This is a genomic window from uncultured Senegalimassilia sp. (assembly GCF_902464545.1).
In the GTDB taxonomy this organism is placed as follows: domain Bacteria; phylum Actinomycetota; class Coriobacteriia; order Coriobacteriales; family Eggerthellaceae; genus Senegalimassilia.
Genome location: NZ_CABQJR010000003.1, coordinates 24240 through 40878, shown reverse-complemented (window position 1 = coordinate 40878; position 16639 = coordinate 24240). Strand labels below are relative to the sequence as shown.

11 protein-coding genes are annotated in these 16639 nt (G+C 56.2%); 2 read left to right on the top strand and 9 right to left on the bottom strand.

Going from position 1 to position 16639, the window contains the following annotated elements; translation table 11 throughout:
* Nucleotides 1–207: 207 nt before the first annotated feature.
* From RDW26_RS01390 to RDW26_RS01370, 5 genes are all read right to left on the bottom strand, one after another.
* On the bottom strand, nt 208–1554 hold the full coding sequence (locus RDW26_RS01390) for a citrate/2-methylcitrate synthase (RefSeq protein ID WP_307982211.1): 1347 nt from the start codon (nt 1552–1554) through the stop codon (nt 208–210).
* Nucleotides 1555–1650: 96 nt separating this feature from the next.
* A complete protein-coding gene (locus tag RDW26_RS01385; protein WP_042432320.1) occupies nt 1651–1800 on the bottom strand; it encodes a DUF5679 domain-containing protein in 150 nt (49 codons plus the stop codon).
* Between the two features lie 132 nt (nt 1801–1932).
* The gene (locus tag RDW26_RS01380) at nt 1933–5637 is read right to left on the bottom strand and encodes a hypothetical protein (protein WP_307982210.1); all 3705 of its coding nucleotides are present in this window, start codon (nt 5635–5637) and stop codon (nt 1933–1935) included.
* A gap of 55 nt (nt 5638–5692) precedes the next feature.
* Nucleotides 5693–7033 carry a hypothetical protein gene (locus RDW26_RS01375; RefSeq protein WP_307982209.1) on the bottom strand — a complete coding sequence of 447 codons (1341 nt, stop codon included), beginning with the start codon at nt 7031–7033 and terminating at the stop codon, nt 5693–5695.
* A gap of 14 nt (nt 7034–7047) precedes the next feature.
* On the bottom strand, nt 7048–10134 hold the full coding sequence (locus RDW26_RS01370; RefSeq protein ID WP_307982208.1) for a helicase C-terminal domain-containing protein: 3087 nt from the start codon (nt 10132–10134) through the stop codon (nt 7048–7050).
* Nucleotides 10135–10268: 134 nt separating this feature from the next.
* On the opposite strand from RDW26_RS01370, the gene RDW26_RS01365 reads away from it, so the two are divergent.
* A complete protein-coding gene (locus tag RDW26_RS01365) occupies nt 10269–10913 on the top strand; it encodes a hypothetical protein (RefSeq protein ID WP_307982207.1) in 645 nt (214 codons plus the stop codon).
* Between the two features lie 435 nt (nt 10914–11348).
* On the opposite strand, the gene RDW26_RS01360 is transcribed toward RDW26_RS01365, so the two are convergent.
* Entirely contained in the window at nt 11349–12302 is a 954-nt protein-coding gene (locus tag RDW26_RS01360; RefSeq protein WP_307982260.1) for a D-alanine--D-alanine ligase, read from the bottom strand.
* A gap of 109 nt (nt 12303–12411) precedes the next feature.
* Here RDW26_RS01360 and rlmN point away from each other — a divergent pair, with 109 nt between their 5' ends.
* Complete coding sequence (gene rlmN / locus RDW26_RS01355) at nt 12412–13461, top strand: 23S rRNA (adenine(2503)-C(2))-methyltransferase RlmN (RefSeq protein ID WP_307982206.1); 1050 nt, start codon at nt 12412–12414, stop codon at nt 13459–13461.
* A 95-nt stretch (nt 13462–13556) separates the two neighbouring features.
* Here rlmN and RDW26_RS01350 read toward each other — a convergent pair whose 3' ends face one another.
* The 3 genes from RDW26_RS01350 to rsmG all read right to left on the bottom strand — a co-directional run bounded on the left by RDW26_RS01350 (nt 13557) and on the right by rsmG (nt 16524).
* Complete coding sequence (locus tag RDW26_RS01350; RefSeq protein WP_307982205.1) at nt 13557–14735, bottom strand: ParB/RepB/Spo0J family partition protein; 1179 nt, start codon at nt 14733–14735, stop codon at nt 13557–13559.
* Nucleotides 14728–15477 carry a ParA family protein gene (locus RDW26_RS01345; RefSeq protein WP_181859460.1) on the bottom strand — a complete coding sequence of 250 codons (750 nt, stop codon included), beginning with the start codon at nt 15475–15477 and terminating at the stop codon, nt 14728–14730. Before RDW26_RS01345 ends, RDW26_RS01350 begins: the two co-directional genes overlap by 8 nt.
* A gap of 405 nt (nt 15478–15882) precedes the next feature.
* Nucleotides 15883–16524 carry a 16S rRNA (guanine(527)-N(7))-methyltransferase RsmG gene (gene rsmG, locus RDW26_RS01340; protein WP_307982204.1) on the bottom strand — a complete coding sequence of 214 codons (642 nt, stop codon included), beginning with the start codon at nt 16522–16524 and terminating at the stop codon, nt 15883–15885.
* Nucleotides 16525–16639 lie beyond the last annotated feature (115 nt).

Genomic DNA, 16639 nt, shown 5'->3' with positions numbered 1-16639 from the left:
GGCGTTTTCTTTTTTTGAAACCAAACCAGCCCCAGCTGCCCATTTGCAAAGCAGAGCCACGCGAACGTCGCGACCCGAAAGATAGCGATAGAACTGCTTAGTTTTATGCAACCTTAAACTCTTTCGCCTACTTACTCATCCTAAAACAACGCAAAAGCGCCCGGAAGTGATCCGGGCGCTTCAACAGGGTTTTGCGTTGCTTTGCGCTTAGCGCTCGTCCATGGGAATGTATGCGCGCTTCTTGCTGTAGATCGACTTGTACGCCGGGCGGATGATGCGCTTGCCCGAAACGATCTCCTCGAAGCGATGCGCAGCCCAACCCGACATGCGGGCGCAGGCGAACAGCGGGGTGAACAGATCCTCCGGGATTCCCAGCATGGAGTACACGAAACCGGAGTACATATCCACGTTCGCGCACATATCCTTCTTCGGGCCCTTCTCGTTGAGAATCACCTCGGGCGCCAGGCGCTCGATCTTCTCGAGCAGGCGGAACTCCGCCTCGAACTCAGTGCCCTTGGCCAGCTTCTCGGCGAAGCGCTTGCAAATGACGGCACGGGGATCGGACAGCGTGTACACCGCATGGCCCATGCCGTATACCAGACCGCTCTTGTCGTAGGCCTGCTTGTTCACGATCTTGGCGAGATACGCGGCAACCTCGTCATCGTTCTCCCAATTGACGACGTTGTCCTTGATTTCTTTCTGCATGGCAAGAACCTGATGGTTCGCGCCACCGTGCTTGCGGCCCTTCAGCGAACCGATGGCCGCCGCATACGTGGAGTACGCGTCCGTATCGGCGGACGTCAGCACATGCGTGGTGAACGACGAGTTGTTGCCGCCGCCGTGTTCTGCGTGCAGGCACAGCATGATGTCAAGCATGCGCGCTTCCTCGGCCGTGAACTGCCTGTCGGGGCGCAGCATGGACAGAATGGTCTCCGCCGTGGACTGACCTGGGATGAAACGATGCATGATCATGGACTCGTTGTTGTAGCGCGCGCGAATCGCGTAGTACGTCAACACCATGATGCGGGGGAGACGGGAAATAAGGGAGATAGCGGTGCTGATCTCGTGCTGGACGGATCGATCCTCGGCGTTTTCGTCATAAGCGTACAAAAGCAGGATGGTTCGAGCCAGCACGTTCATGATGTCAGGAGGCGTGTCGCGCATGATCATGGACGCAGTGAAACCGTCGGGCAGCTCGCGCTGCGCGTCGATGGTGGCGATGTAGTCGGAAAGCTGCTGCTCCGTAGGAAGTTCGCCCATCAGCAGCAAGTAAGAGACCTCTTCGTAGTTGAATCGACGATCCTTCGCATCAACACCCAGAAGGTCGTACAGGTCATACCCGCGAAGACGCAGCTCACCTTCGTCGGCGCGTTTCTCGCCATCGGACATGACGTAGCCATGCACGTTGGAGATACCCGTCAAACCCGCCAAAACGCCGGTTCCGTCGGCATTGCGCAGGCCGCGCTTCACATCGTAGCGTTTGTACTTTTCAGCATCGATAGAATTGATGCTCTTGAAATTCTCGTACAGGTCGATTTTCTGCGTGCCGCCCATTACGCTCCCTTCCTTTCGTGTCATTCATTCCCGCCGCTTCAAAACCAGCAATGCCCGCGCGGGGCGGGCATTGCTGGTTGTTGCTCGAACGATATGCTATTTTGCAGCGCCGATACGGCAGATGGTGGTGCCGCAGTCAGGGCACTTGCCCTTCGTGATAGGCTTGCCGTTCTTCGTGACGCCCTCAACGGGATCCTTCATGATCTTCTTTGCCTTGCATTTCACGCAATATGCCTCGATAGCCATAGTAAACCTCTCTAGTTGCCGTATAAGAGTGCAAGCGCCGTGAATCGGTGAATGCACTTTCAGTTCATGCTCGTGCGGGCTGAAATTATAGGCCAGCGGCCGTCCAGTCAGATAACGAGCATGTTACAGGCCTTACATATTCTTCAACAACTCCATAAGGAAGTCCACGTTGGAGGCCAGTTTCTTCTCGTCGATGTTCTCGACGATGTCGTCCTGCTGGCCATACAGCGCGAGCTTGCCGCCTTCCATGCCCACCAGATGGGTTACCTGGCAGCCATGCTTCGCCGCATACGATGCAGCGCTCTCCTCGCCGAGCAACGCACCGGACGCCACCTTGATGCCGGTAGCCTGCGAAGCCTTGCGAATGTAGCGCTTCATGCGCGACGATGCCTTCGAGGGCTTCAAGAAACCCTCACGCTCGATCATGGTCAGATCACCGGCGCCGATAGCGTCGATATCGACGATGAACGCACCTCGCAGCTCGGACTGATGAGCCTCCAGGAACGCCTTCATGCCGGAATTCTGAGCAAGCTCGGAACCCAGGGCCACGAACCACACCTCGGCATCGATGTCGGGGTTGCGGAACTGGTACACCTCGTTAAGCTCCTCGTTAAGCTCGACGGGCGTGGGCACAGCCGCCGCGGCCGCTTCATCGGCAAGCTCCTCGGAGGACAGGTTGCTGTTCTCCATGCGACGTGCGGAGTAAGCGCCGCCATGCCACGGACGGAAGCGGTTGGACCCGGACTGCTCGTCGTCTGCCACGTCGTCGACGTTGAACGAATCGTCGTACGCGACCTGGGAAGCCTCTTGGCCTGCCGCCTCAACATCGATCGGCTGGGGCGTCCAAGCCTGGGTTGCGCCAAGGTCATCGCTCTGCAAAGCCGGCAGAGCCTGCGTAGCCCCAGGATAAGCTGCAGCATCCTGATCGGCTTCGACAGCGTAATCACCCTGATACTCGCCCTGCTCGTAGTGCTCTTCCTGGAAGCTCTCCCAGCCGCCGCGCGCCTTTCCGGCGGCACGAGCCTCGAAGTTGTCGTCCACGTCGAGCCACTCCTGCGGCGTATCCTCTTCGTCTTCCTTGCGATGGAGGAACTTGTCGAACAGGCGGCGGAAGCGCGACTTAGGCATCTCCATGTAGCCAGGGCCCGCAAACGCACCCGTCTCGGTGAAGTGATCGTCGTAAGCGGAATCATCCGCATCATCAACGTACATGTCCTCAGGGTCCATGGTGCTGGCAAGCTCGCTGCTCACCGGAGCGAACGAGCCGGTAGCACCAGCAGTACCGAAGCTTGCGGCAGCGTTCACACCCGGCTGGGCCTGAGCCGCATCCGCCGCCTTGATGGAGCCGGACAGCGAAGGCAAGGATGCGAGCAGGGAAGGCCTGGAATCCTTCTTCTCGCCAGACATCTCAGCCTCTTCGTCCTCCTGCTCATGAGCAGCCTTGATATCGGACGACCCGATGGAGGGAAGCAGGTTCAGTAAGCTACGTGCCGCGGTCTTGCCGGCGGATTCGACGTCGGCAAGCGGAGCGCGCTGCTTCACAGCCGCCGCAACGGGGGCCGCCGGGGCGGTCGCGGAGATCTCCGGCAAGGTGACGGGAGCCGCGGGGACCACGGAAGCGTCTGGGATATCAAGCGGCTTGGCTTGCAGTTCCGGCACCGTCTCATCCGCAGGTTCGGGCATAGGTGCGGGCGTAGGTACCGCAGGAGCGTTTGCCGCATCGACACGGCCGGCCTCGTTGATGGAAGCCTGCGTCACATCGACGCGATTGCCCGAGCGAGGAGCGTCGGACTGGCGGGACTGGGCCTCTTCCTGCACCTTGCGCGGATCCAAGAACGCCGGCATGGGAACGTCGCCCATCGGAGGAACATCCTCAAGATGGAGCTTCGTCACATCGATCGGGGGCGTAGCCGCCGTGGCGAAGGGGTCGGCAACCTCTGCAGGAGCGACAACCTGGGTCTGAGCGGGTTCCGGTGCGGAAACCTGCGCGGGGGCGAACTGCACGACGGGCTGCTGAGCGGTCATCTGCTCGGCCGCGGGCTCAGGTGCGTGCTCGGCCACCGGAGCGGAAGGCTCGGGGGCGAAGGTTGCAACGGCAGTATCTGCCTGAAGCGCTGCGCCTGCGTTCTCGTCAGCGGAAGCCGCTTCGAGCAACTCCTCGAACTGCACGGGCTGTGCTGCCTGCTGCGGCGCAGGTGCTTGGACGGCAGGCTCCTCTTGCACGGGGGCTTGCTGCATCTGCGAAGCCTGCTCAACCGCCGACACCGCATTCACGGAGACTTCAGGGGCTGCGGCGTTCACGACCGGCTGCTCGGTTTCAGGCTGCACCGCAGGCTGCACGGGCGCGATGGTCGCCCACTGCGGAGCGCGAACCTCGCGAATGGTATCGCGATCGATATCGAAGGAGCGCTCAAGCTCATGCTCTACGATGTTGTTCGCCTTCGCGAAATGACCGGCGCTTTCGGCGACCGCGGCATCAAGGGCGCTAGCATAACGGGAACGCTGCGCCGGCTTCTCAGCGTTACGGGGCTTCTTGGCCTTTTCCTGAGCGCGAGCATACCAATCAGGCACGCTTGCCTGCGCCGCGCGCTGCTGCTCCGCAGCCGCCTGCATCTGCTGGATAGCAGCCTGCTGGGCCGCTGCCTGCTGGGCCTCGAGCTCGGCTTGCTGCATCGCCGCCTGCTGGGCCTCGAACTCAGCCTGGGCCTTTTCGGCCTCCTCTGCCTGCTGGGCCTCAAGAGCCCGCTGCTCCTGCTCGGCCGCAAGACGAGCCTGCTCGGCATCGCGACGGGCGCTCTCGATGGCGCGCGCCTCCATGCGCTGCATTCGAGCTTCCTCTTCAGCTTCCTCGCGATCGTGTCGCTCGATCTTCTGAAGGTTGCGCTCAACCTCTTCAGCGGTCATGCCGTCGACAGGCTTGCCGGACAATGCCGAGATTGCAGCCTTGGCGGCGATGAGGCTCTCCTCATCTTCCATGGAGGAACGGGGATGGGACGAATACACGAACTCGGCGCCTTCGGGCACAAGACCGCTCTCATACGCGGCCTCCGGTCCATGCATCAGGGCGTCCTCGCGCTCGGCGATCTCGGCTTCGCTCACACGGCCCGCACCGATGCGGCGAGCCAGCTCAAGCAGAGCGGCAACGCCGGAAGCGTTGCAATTCGCACCTTCGTTGTAGGCTGCGGTCTGATGCAATGCGCCAAGAGCAAGCGGGATAGCGGTGAGCAGCATTGCGATAACGGTCAGCAGCGTGAAGGTCGTGGTGAGCGTACCTTCGGAAGACCCCAGCGCAACGCCCTTGATGAGCAGCAGCACGGGAAGGGCAACCATTGCACCGAAGGAGATTTTGCCGACAAGCGGCATGACCTGCGCCGTGGGACCGGCAAGCTCGGCACGAACCTTGCCGGTGTCGTAACGAGCCACCAAGATCACCTTTCGGCGACGAGCGCCTTCACCATCCTCAACAGCTGCAGGGGCGTACTTCGCCACAACGTTTTGGCTCACGCCTTTCCCCAGAAGCTTCGAGATGATGGGCTTATCCAGATACTCCGCGGCGAACAAGCCGGCGGCCGCAAGGCAGCCGATAACCCCGACGATGCTCAGCACGGGCACGATCAACGACAGCAAGGCGAGCACCACAGCTGCGCCGCAGTAAATCATGCTAGGCAGATGAGGGTCGCCGACCCCGTTGAAATCCTCGATGTTAGCAGGCAGACCTGCTTCCTTCTGGAATTGCTCGGTAATGTACAACGCAGCCTGCTGTTCCTCTTCGGTGCCAGCGGGACGGGCGCCGATTTCCTGCGACAGGTATGCGATATGCTCTTTAATATCCGGCATTTTTGTGCCTCTCGTTCCTCAATTACAGCAAGGCATATACGGGTTGCAGTATACGCTATTTGCCTTGCGCGCCCAAATAATCACGTATAACTGCATCACTGGTGCCGGCAGCAGCACGCTGTCCGGAATAGCTTCTGATAACCTCTGCCCATGTTGCGAAATACGCATCTTTGACCAATTGCTTCGGGTCGCTTGGCAAAGCTGCAGCCATCGTCGCCGCTTCCTCTTCGGCAGCGTTGTAAGCATCGTTTCGCGCGATGGCCTCATCCTTGTTTTTCGCTGTGAGAGCCTCATCGGACTGCACGGCCAAATCCATCGCTTCCATTCGCTTTTCCACATACTCGATCAGCGGTGAAACATCAGCTGTTTGGTAATCCGCTTGAAGCACCTTCAGCTGATCAAGGCTTTTGGAAAACGTTTCCTTTGCTTCCAAGGTGCACTCCCTAGATGCATCGACCTCGTTCCGTCCGGCAAGTTTTGTCGCCTCGCGAACCTTGGCATCCGCGTCCAGCACCACCTGCCACGCAGCGTCGCATTCCTTCGCCGCCTGCTCAGCATCTTCCGACGCCTCAACCAGCTGCATGCCTTGCATTATCATGCCTTTGCGTGCCGTTATCGATATAACCGTTTGATTGGCGACTTCGCGAACGGAAGGATCGGATAGCTTTTCCGAAACGTTGCGCGCCTTCCCATCAGCATCGAATAGCAACTGCTTGGTTTGCTCGACGAAGGAAAGAACATCTTGCCTCTTTCCTTCGCTTTCTGCTGCAAAGGGGTCATCCACTATCGCATCAATTTGCAAGATGGTCTCATCAGCTTCGGAAACCAGTCTCAGCGCATCCATAAGCTCAGACTCGTAACCTTGCTGCTCGGTGACCTGACAGTGCCACGCCCAAACGCCAACGGATACGATCGCCAAAGAGGCAGCTGCCACCACGGATACCGCAGCAATCCTCCCTTTGCGACGGCGCGCTTTTCTTCGCGCTATCTCCTCTTCGATGGACATGCGCTTAGCAGCAGCCGGCGCCTGAGACGAAGCTTCTTCGCTATAGCCTGATGCGTGGAGAGCCTTCTTGCGTTGGGTTGCCTGCTTAGCTTGTTTCTGTTTAAGCCAGACTCCGCTTCGCCGCCTGCCAGCACCGTTTTCGTTAGCGTGCGAACCAACTGACGCCTTATGACCGGATGTTTCACGTGAAACATGTTCGCCTGTTTCACGTGAAACACTCTGAGCATTCGCATCCCTACGGGCAGCGAGCAAATCCCTCAAGCTGAATCGCTGAGTTGTTTCCTTATATTTAGCAGCATCGAGAACGCTGAACGATATCTCGTTGGACGTTCCGTGCGTCCTCTCTTTGATATGAGCTGCTCGGGCGATTTTATCGTCTCGTCTTCTCATATACGCCGCCAGGTTCAGCCTCGGTTCGTTGCCGCCAATTCAGCAACGATCCGGGCAGCAGACAGCACTTTGATGTTGCTGCTTGGCAAGGAGTTCAGGAACACTTTCCCGTAGCTCTTCGAAACCAACCTGTGATCTGCGAGAATCAGCGCGCCGGTGTCATCGGCACGACGGATCAATCGACCAGCCGCCTGCTTTACCTCGAGCACCGCCGCGGGAAGCACATAATGTCGCCAAGCTTGGTCATCGCGTTCCGCACGCTCGCAAGAGAGCGGATCGGTCGGCTTCATGAAGGGGAGCTTCGGGATAACGACGCCTTTCAGGGTTGCACCCGGGGCATCGAACCCTTCCCAGAAGCTTTTCAGCGCGAACAGCGACAAGTGCTCATCAGCAAGGAAGTCATCGCGCAGACCCTTCACCGACACGCCCCACTTTTGGCACACCAAGCGCAAATCATCGCTTTTCAGTTCAGGCTGAACATAGTCGAAGCAACGCTCCATCTCGCGACGGTTCGTAAATAGCGTGAGCATCGAACCTTGCTGCGCTTTATGCGCCTCGACAAGGAACTTTTGCAAGGTGGCCATATAGCTCGGCTCGTTCGGCTCGGGCATATCGGCAACAACGTACACCGTCATGTTTTTGTCGAAGTCGTAGCTGGAATCAAGCTGACAGGTTTTGACCGGCGAGAACTCTCCTTGACCCAGACCCATAGCGTTCGTGAAGCCATCGAAGCTGCCGTTGACAGACAGCGTTGCCGACGCGAACACCACCGAATGCGTGGAAGCATACAGCGTATCGTTCAGCTTTCCGCCGACGTTAACGGGCATGCCTTGCAGCTTTTCGCCGACGCGGTCCTTCTTCCGGCACAGCGTTGCAGCGTACGCATAGCTTTCGTTGGGGTCTTCGAGGATCACCTGCACCGCATTGACCTGCTCCTTCAAGTCGATGGCCATCGCGGCTATCTCGCGCTGTATCGCAGCTGCATTCTCGATGTCCTCAAGATACGCCACCAGGTTCTGACAAGCTGCAATCAGCTTCTCGGCAGATTCTCTCATCGCGACACCCTTGTCCACGATGTCGCCGAACGTGGCGGAACTCCGGATATCGCTGTTCACCCACAGTTCAACGATCTCATAGCCGCGCCCATGCCGGTTCGTATCGAAGAACAGCAGACCCTTCAGGCTGGCGCAGAAGGCTTCAGCAGTCTGACGATACGCCTCGCCCGCACTCTTGCCTTTTTGCGTGAGCGTATAGAATAGCGTTTCGCTTTCCTCTTTCGTGCCGTTCAGGACCACACGGCGTTCCGCGCGGGAGAACACGTTCCTGCGAGCATCATCTGCCGCTACTCGGCGAGCCTCTCGGAGGATATTCTCGGCATCGAGTTCAATGGAGAAAGCACGGCGCGCTTCACTTTCGGCACCATGGGCCTCATCAACCGCCCAGTAGCGAACCGGCGGCAGCAAACCACCGTCGGCGGCCATGTCGCAAAACAGCAGGCTATGATTGGTAACCAGGATATCCGCAGCTTCGGCACGCTTGCGCGCCCCGTGGACGAAGCACAGGTTGCCGAAGAACGGGCACTTGCGGCGAAGGCATTCCTGGCTGCTTGTCGTGATCACCTTTCGCGGCAGCAAACGATAATCAAGCTTCAAGCCATCGATATCGTCATATTCCGTTTGCTCGATAAACGAAAGCAGCGCCGCCATCGCAGGGGCCTGCGACAGCTCTTTGCCCTGAACCTCCTTCATCGCAGCGCCGTCATCCACCACGCTGCGAATCTTGCGAAGACAAGGATAGTGGGAGAAGCCCTTCAACGGCGCACACGTCAAAGGCTTTGCGTCGGGATCGGATGCGCGCAATGCCTTCGCAAGAGCGGGAACCTCTTTGAATACCAGCTGATCAAGCAGAGCATTCGTTTTGGTTGCCACACCGACGGTAATACCGTTCCTCTGCGCGGTAAGCGCCAAAGGAACCAGATACGCCATGGATTTACCGACGCCGGTTCCAGCTTCAACCACAAGATTGTCCCCAGAAGCGAATGCGTTACGCACCGAAGTGCTCATGTCTCGCTGCTCGGCGCGCGGCTCGTAATTCTTATACAGGTTGCCCACAAGACCCTCTTGGCTGAAGGCCTTGGCAATCTCCTCGGCAGTGGGGTACTCCATACTGCGCATAGGATCGGAGGCAATCGCATCGGCATCGACCTTCGGCCTGTTTTCAATCTTACGAAGACGATCACGGCGAATGGATTGCAGCGAGAACAGATCCAGCTGACTCGTTGCCCATGAGAGCTGCCCCCCGTTTGTTTCACGTGAAACAATGTCATGCGCAGCATCTTCGATCAAGGCAGCTTCATCGGACGCCACGTCGGCAGCATCACCGGAATGGTCGGCGAAGTACTGGAAAACAACCTGGGTTTCCCATTGCTCAGGCGTTGCAAGGGATGCGATTTTAGCCACAAGGGGCTTCGGCATGGCATCCACTGCAGCCAGCAAAATACGGAACACGGCGCACGTAGCAGCAACGTCATCATCTGCGCGATGCGTGGAAACCGGTGCCCCGAAGGTGCGAACCAAGTCGATAAGTCGATGGGATTTCAGGCGGGGAAGAGCAATGCGAGCAAGATCCAAAGAATCAAGCCAGATGTTCTCCAGCAAAGGATAGCCGCTTGGATGTCGCGTGGTGAAGGTACGATCGAAGGCGGCATTATGGGCCACAAGCTTCGAGTCACCAACGAATTCGGCAAGCTGCGCAAGCGCTTCTTCAGGAGAAGGAGCATCGGCAACATCCTCATCGTGAATATTGGTCAAGTGCGCAACATCTTCCGGAATAGGCTTTCCGGGGTTTACGAACGTTACGAACCAATCGACTATCTCGCCCTTATCCATGCGGGCGGCCGCAATCTGCGTCAACTCGTCGTGATTGAACGAGAAGCCGGTTGTCTCGGTGTCTATAACGACGATATCGCGGTCAAGCTCACCATAATCGCATTCTTTCGAAGCATCAGCAAGCGATGCATAGCGATCGACGATCGCCTGAGGGGTTCCATCACTGATATACGCGAGCAAATCACCACGCACGGCATATTCCTTATCTCCCACATGGATGCTTCCATGTTTGCTTCTATCACTTTGTAACCTTCTTATTGTAAGTCAGCCGGCATCGATGGATGCCGGGTATTCCGCTTCTTCGTTTGTGTTACGCTTTTTTCACTTCATTTCAGATAGGAGATCCCATGCTGCCTGATTGCTATTTCGGCGCATATGCCCGCTTTGACACCACTTCCAAGAAAGATGCGGCGATTCTGCTTGGATCGAATTGCATCATCGGCGACGTTTTCAATATCGAATTCAAACCCTTGGAAGGCCAAACGCGCGCATGGGTCGTGAACGATTACGGCGATGTATTGGGCTACCTTGATGAGCAAACGTCCCACAAACTCAACCTGTTAGCCGCTAAAAGCTGGGAAATGCATGCCGTCTTATCGTTCGTAGCTTTCACCGATCAACCGGAACCGGGTTTCTACTGGGGCGAGGTCGCCCTCTTCTGCTACGACAAAGTGCATCAATCGGATTTCGATATCTTCATGCGCACGACCATGAAGTCGCTTTCGCAAGGCATACGCCCACGCATCGACATCAAGAACCAGGGTGTGCAATCGATTCTCGATTCTCACGGAACCTGGCAGCCTTCGCAGCGAGCCGACATGCCCAAGGGCGACAGCCATACCGCCATCCTCAAGAAATCCCGTGGCTTCACCGACCTGATGGTCCAGAAAAGCAGAGAAGGGAACAAGGGCTGTTTTTTGATCAGCTGGGCATTCCTGTTAGCGCTGGTCGCATTGGCGGTATTCGGATTGAAAAGCTGTGGGCTGTTCTAGCCACATTCCTTCACCGATCTTAACTAGCCAATGGCTTTCTTAAAGGAAGTTTCAAGGGTTTGCCTAACACTACGGAGTTCATCCTGCCGCAGGACGACATAATGTTTTATTGCAAGACTATTCAATCTCGAGTCCCTGCATAAAGTTCAACCTCTGAATCGATGAACAACATGATTGCCTGCTCCGTGAATAAGGCGCGGTCCTGAAATCAACTTCAACGCTATGCGACCCGCTGGACACCGCAAGACGCCAAGCTACAGTAAGAGGGGGCTGATCCCGGAACGCTTCCGGGATCAGCCCCCTCTGTTTGTCACTCATTCTTTATCCAACGACTTCCATTTCTCATGGATGCCATTGAATCGCTTTTAGTCATCCGTTCGTAGATAGCCAATCGTTTCGATCGATTGCCAAACAGACTTTTCCGCACAAACCCGTTTATCGCACAGGCTCTTCCAAAGCAAGCTCGATAAGCTTGGTGCACAGCTCGGGGAAGGTCATGCCTGCGGCGCGAGCGGCATCGGGAAGAAGGGACGTTGCCGTCATACCAGGAATGGTGTTCGTTTCCAACGCCCAGCAATCACCGTTTTCTTCCAAGATGAAATCGGTGCGAGAGGTGCCGCTGCACGAGAGCGCCTTGTGAGCGTTCTCCGCCTCGCGCTGCATGACCTTCGTCACGTCATCAGGAATGCGAGCAGGGCAGATATGCTGAGAGCCGCCCACGGCATACTTCGACTCAAAGTCGTAGAAATCGCTCTTGGGAACGATTTCGATAACGGGCATAGCCTTCGGCTCATGGTTCCCCAAAACGGCGACAGTAAATTCACGGCCCTTGATATAACGCTCGATAAGTACCTCATCATCGATATCGAGCGCTTTCTGCAAAGCGTCTTCGATAGCTTCCGCACCTTCTACGATGAACACGCCGATAGCGCTACCCTCGGTACCGGGCTTCACGACGACCTTCTCGCCCATAGACGAGATAACCTGCTGGATATCCACTTTGTCACCCTTGTTAACCGTCAAGGACGGAGGAGTGGGAATACCCTCGCGCTCGTAGAAGACCTTCGCCTTCACCTTATCCATGGCAAGCGCGCTCGACCATACTCCAGAGCACGTGTAGGGAATACCGACGATATCGAGCAAACCCTGCACCGTACCGTCTTCGCCATATTTGCCATGCAAGCAAAGGAATGCCACATCGAACGGTTCCTCGATCAAACGCTTCAGGTCTTCCTTATTCGCCGGATCGATATCGGTGACGGAAAAGCCCGCCGTCTCCAAAGCTTCGCGAGCACCCTTACCGGATGCCAAGGAAATTTCACGCTCGTTGCTTTTACCGCCACACAAAAGAGCAACACGGCAAGAACGAGGATCGATACTTGAAGACATGACTCCTTCTTTCTCCTTTAGAGATCGTATTGCTGCAGTATAGCAAAACCAGAACACGGGCTTCGCAGCATGCAAGGTAAGCGCTGATGTTTCACGTGAAACAGGTATAATGACCCGCATGAATACACCAATCAAAAACTTTACCCAAAGCGACCTGGCCCCTCTCATGAAGGAGCTCAGTCAACCATCTTTTCGCGCGAAGCAGCTTTACGAGTGGCTTTACAACAAAGGTGCTCAAAGCTACGACGATATGACCAACCTGCCTGCAAAGCTTCGAAATCAGCTTTCCAAGGAGTATCCGCTGTACGTACCCAACGTACTTGAGGAGGCTGTTTCCAACGACGGCACCCACAAGCTGCTCCTGGAATACCACGACGGCGTATGCGTTGAAACCGTTGCCATCCCGTCGCGCAACGGCGACCGTCTTACAGTCTGCTTCTCCACACAAGCTGGCTGCCCCATGGCATGCGCGTTTTGCGCAACGGGAAAAGAAGGCCTTACGCGCAATTTATCCGCAGGCGAGATCGTCGACCAGATAGTCACGGTTCAGCGCCTTATGGGACGCCGTGTGACCAATGTCGTCGGCATGGGGCAGGGCGAACCGCTGCTGAACTACGACAACGTCTTGAACGCGCTGCGCATCATCAACGACGAAAAGGGCTTGGGTATCGGAGCGCGCCATATCTGCATCTCCACGTGCGGCATCATTCCTGGAATCGACCGTTTTGCGGAAGAACCCGAGCAATTCACACTTGCTGTCTCCCTTCATGCAGCGCGACAGAACGTACGTCTTGAGCTGATGCCTAAAACGAGCGGCTTCCCTTTGCCAAAGCTTAAGCAAAGCCTGCTGCGCTATATCGAGAAAACGAATCGTCGCGTCACGTTCGAATACATCATGATCGACGGCATCAACGACACCGATGCGGACCTGACGGCGTTGTTGGACTTCTGTAAGGGCTTGCTTTGCCATATCAATCTGATTCCCATCAACTCGATTCCGGAATCACCGTATAAGCCAAGCGCTTCCAAAACCATCGACAAATGGATCGCCGAAACAGGTCGTCATGGGATAGAGACCACCTTGCGAGATTCCAGGGGATCCGATATCGCCGGTGCCTGCGGACAGCTGAAGAACACGTTCACGAACGGACAGCAATAATCACCGACAATGCAACGCACAACCACCCGCTAAACAAAAAACGAGCCGACGATGAAAACGTCGGCTCGTTTGTTTTGCTCGAAAGTCGAAACCCTTTATGCGAGGTTCGAAGCAAGAATGCCCTTGAACAAACGCTCAAGATCGTCTTCATCCTTGAACTCGATTTCAATCTTGTTCTTACCGTTGACGGATTTCACCTTAACCGGCGTATCTAGAACATCCTTAAGCGTACGGGCAACCTTTCGGTATTCCTTCGGCACAGGAGTCTTCGGCTTAGCATTCTCATTTTTCTTACCAGAGAACAAGCGAGCCAAAGCCTCGGCTTCGCGAACGGACAGCTTTTCCTCAACCAGCTTACGCGTCAGGCGCTCGCGTCCTTCTTTCGTAGGGATGGAAAGAATAGCTCGTGCGTGGCCGGCGGTAATCTTCTCCTCGAACAGCAACTGCTGAGCCTCCTCAGGAAGCTCCAACAGGCGCAAAGCGTTCGCAACCGTGGAACGACCCTTCGACATGGCTTGAGCAACCTCGGCCTGCGTCATGTTCAGACGCTCCATCATGCGGCGATAGCCGTACGCTTCCTCAATGGGATTGAGATCGGAACGCTGGATATTCTCGATAAGCGCAAGCTCCAGAGCCTTATCGTCGCTAGCTTCTTTTACCCGAATGGGCACTTGTTGCAAACCAGCCAGCTTCGATGCCTGCCAACGACGCTCACCGGCGATGATCTGGTAGGTACCATCCTCGAGCGGACGCACCAAAATCGGCTGCAAAAGCCCGTCTTTCTGGATGGAAGCGGAAAGCTCCTCCAGCTCTTCGCGCTTGAAATTCGTACGAGGCTGATCGGGGTTAGGAGCGATAGCGTTGATATCAACTTCATTCACTTCACGAGATTGCCCATCGCCATCGTTTTGTGCAGCAGCAGAAGGCGCTATCGTGCGCTCAACCACTTCCTGAACAGCAGGGCGCGCAACGCGCTGGGCAACTCCCTTGATAGTGACCTCGACACCGTTATCGACAATAGACTCAGGCTCCTGCTCCTCATAGGAAGAGGAGGGAACAGCTTCGCGAGCCGTCCGAGGCTCAGGTGATTTTTGCGCGGGAACGGTCTCGCGGATCACTTCTCGCTCAGACTGAGGCTTCGGCTGAGACTGCTGCGGCTGCTCCGGCTCCACCCGCACACGTTGCGGCTCTTCCTGAGGAATAGCCTCCTCATAGGCACCGCCCAGCAACGAATTTAGACCACGACCAAGACCACCACGACCATTCCTAGCCACGGGCAATCACTTCCTTAGCAAGACTCATGTACGACTGGGCACCTTTACCTGAAGGGTCGTACAGGGTTATCGGTTGACCGAAGCTAGGAGCCTCGGAGAGTTTCACAGTGCGGGGAATCAGCGTTTCGAACACCAATCGCCCGAAATAGCTGCGCACCTCCTCGACCACTTGGCGGGACAGCGTGGTACGACCGTCGTACATGGTCATGAGCACGCCATAGATATCCAGCGTGGGGTTCAGGCGAGTTTTGACACGTTTCATTGAATCAAGGAGTTTTGTCACGCCTTCCAGTGCATAGAACTCGCACTGAATGGGGATAAGCAGCTTATCGGCGGCAACCAAGGCATTAACCGTCAGCAGACCCAGAGAAGGGGGGCAGTCGATGAAAATGTAATCATACTTACCGCGAAGAGCTCCAATTGCATCCTTAAGGCGATTCTCGCGCGCCATCTCGGAAACCAGCTCGACCTCAGCACCGGCAAGGTTGATGGTCGCCGGAACCAAGTCCAAACCCTCGCACACATCGGGGATGATGACTTCTTCGACGGGGACATCGTTGAGCAGCACATCATAGATGCAATTCTGCACCTGGCTCTTCTCAACACCTAAACCGCTCGAGGAATTACCCTGAGGATCAAGGTCGACGAGAAGAACCTGCTTGCCCATCTCACCAAGCGCAGCAGAAAGGTTGATTGCAGTGGTGGACTTGCCCACACCGCCCTTCTGATTGATGATCGCCATGATCTTCGTCTGGCCGACCACATGCTTCACCGGCTTCTTATCGCGGTAGGAGCGAATAGGCGTAGGCTCGATCTCGGGGCGAGATTCAACAGGCTCAGGCTCAAGCTCAGTCGAGCTATGAGGGTCGCGCTCGACCACTTCGATGTGCTCGATGGCTATCTCATCCTCAACGGTATCTTCCTGTACGCGTTGTTCCTGCTGAACCGGCTCAGCTTGTTTTTTATCTTTCCTGAGGCCGTCGAAAAATCCCACAGGAACCCCCTTTCATGGTTTCAGACGCTAGTATACCGTGTTTCGATTCACGCGTATAAAACCCCAACGCACAATGGGGACTTTTGAACGGAAATCAACGAAACCTCGATAAGAAAAAAGCCGCCCCTACAATATCGGGAACGGCTTATAACGCTACAATGGCTTTTTCTGAGCCAAACCGGTTCTGCGAGGCAGCTTCAGCTTCGGCTTCGCAACCTTCTCATAGCACAGGATTCTACGCGAGTAGTCATCAAGCTCGTAAGTCTGATCGTCGACCAGTTCCATACCAACCTGCTTGCCGACAACGCGAGCATGATCAAGCTCATCCTGTTCGACAAGGGCTTTGAAGCAAATTAGACGACCACCCATCTTCAGCAACGGGGAAGAGAGCTCCAGCAGAACGGATAGCTTCGACAGCGCCCGGGCACTGATCGCAGCAAATTGCCCAGACTGTTCACGACCCAGATCTTCGATACGGCCAGCGTACGTGGAAACGTTAGAAAGGCCGAGCTCCTCAATGAAACCATCAAGGATCTGAACCTTCTTTTGAACGGAGTCGACCAGCAACGTGGGCCTACCGGTTTCAATGGCAAGCGGAATACCAGGATAGCCCGCGCCCGTTCCGATATCGGCATAGCGGCCCTCAGGGCACGCATTCAAAGCATCAAGACCGAGCAGGGAATCCTGCACATGGAGCACCATGCCATCTTCCCAAGAAGAGATGCGCGTGATGTTCGTGGTCTTGTTGGCTTCGATAACCAACTCCAAATGTCGCTTGAGCAAGTCCTCGTGCATGAACCGTTCCTTCTGTCCTGTTGTTTCACGTGAAACATACTTTAGCCCTTCATGCAGCATATTGGATACCAAGCATATGAACCCCTTGAAAAACAAAGAGGCCGCATCCGAAGAT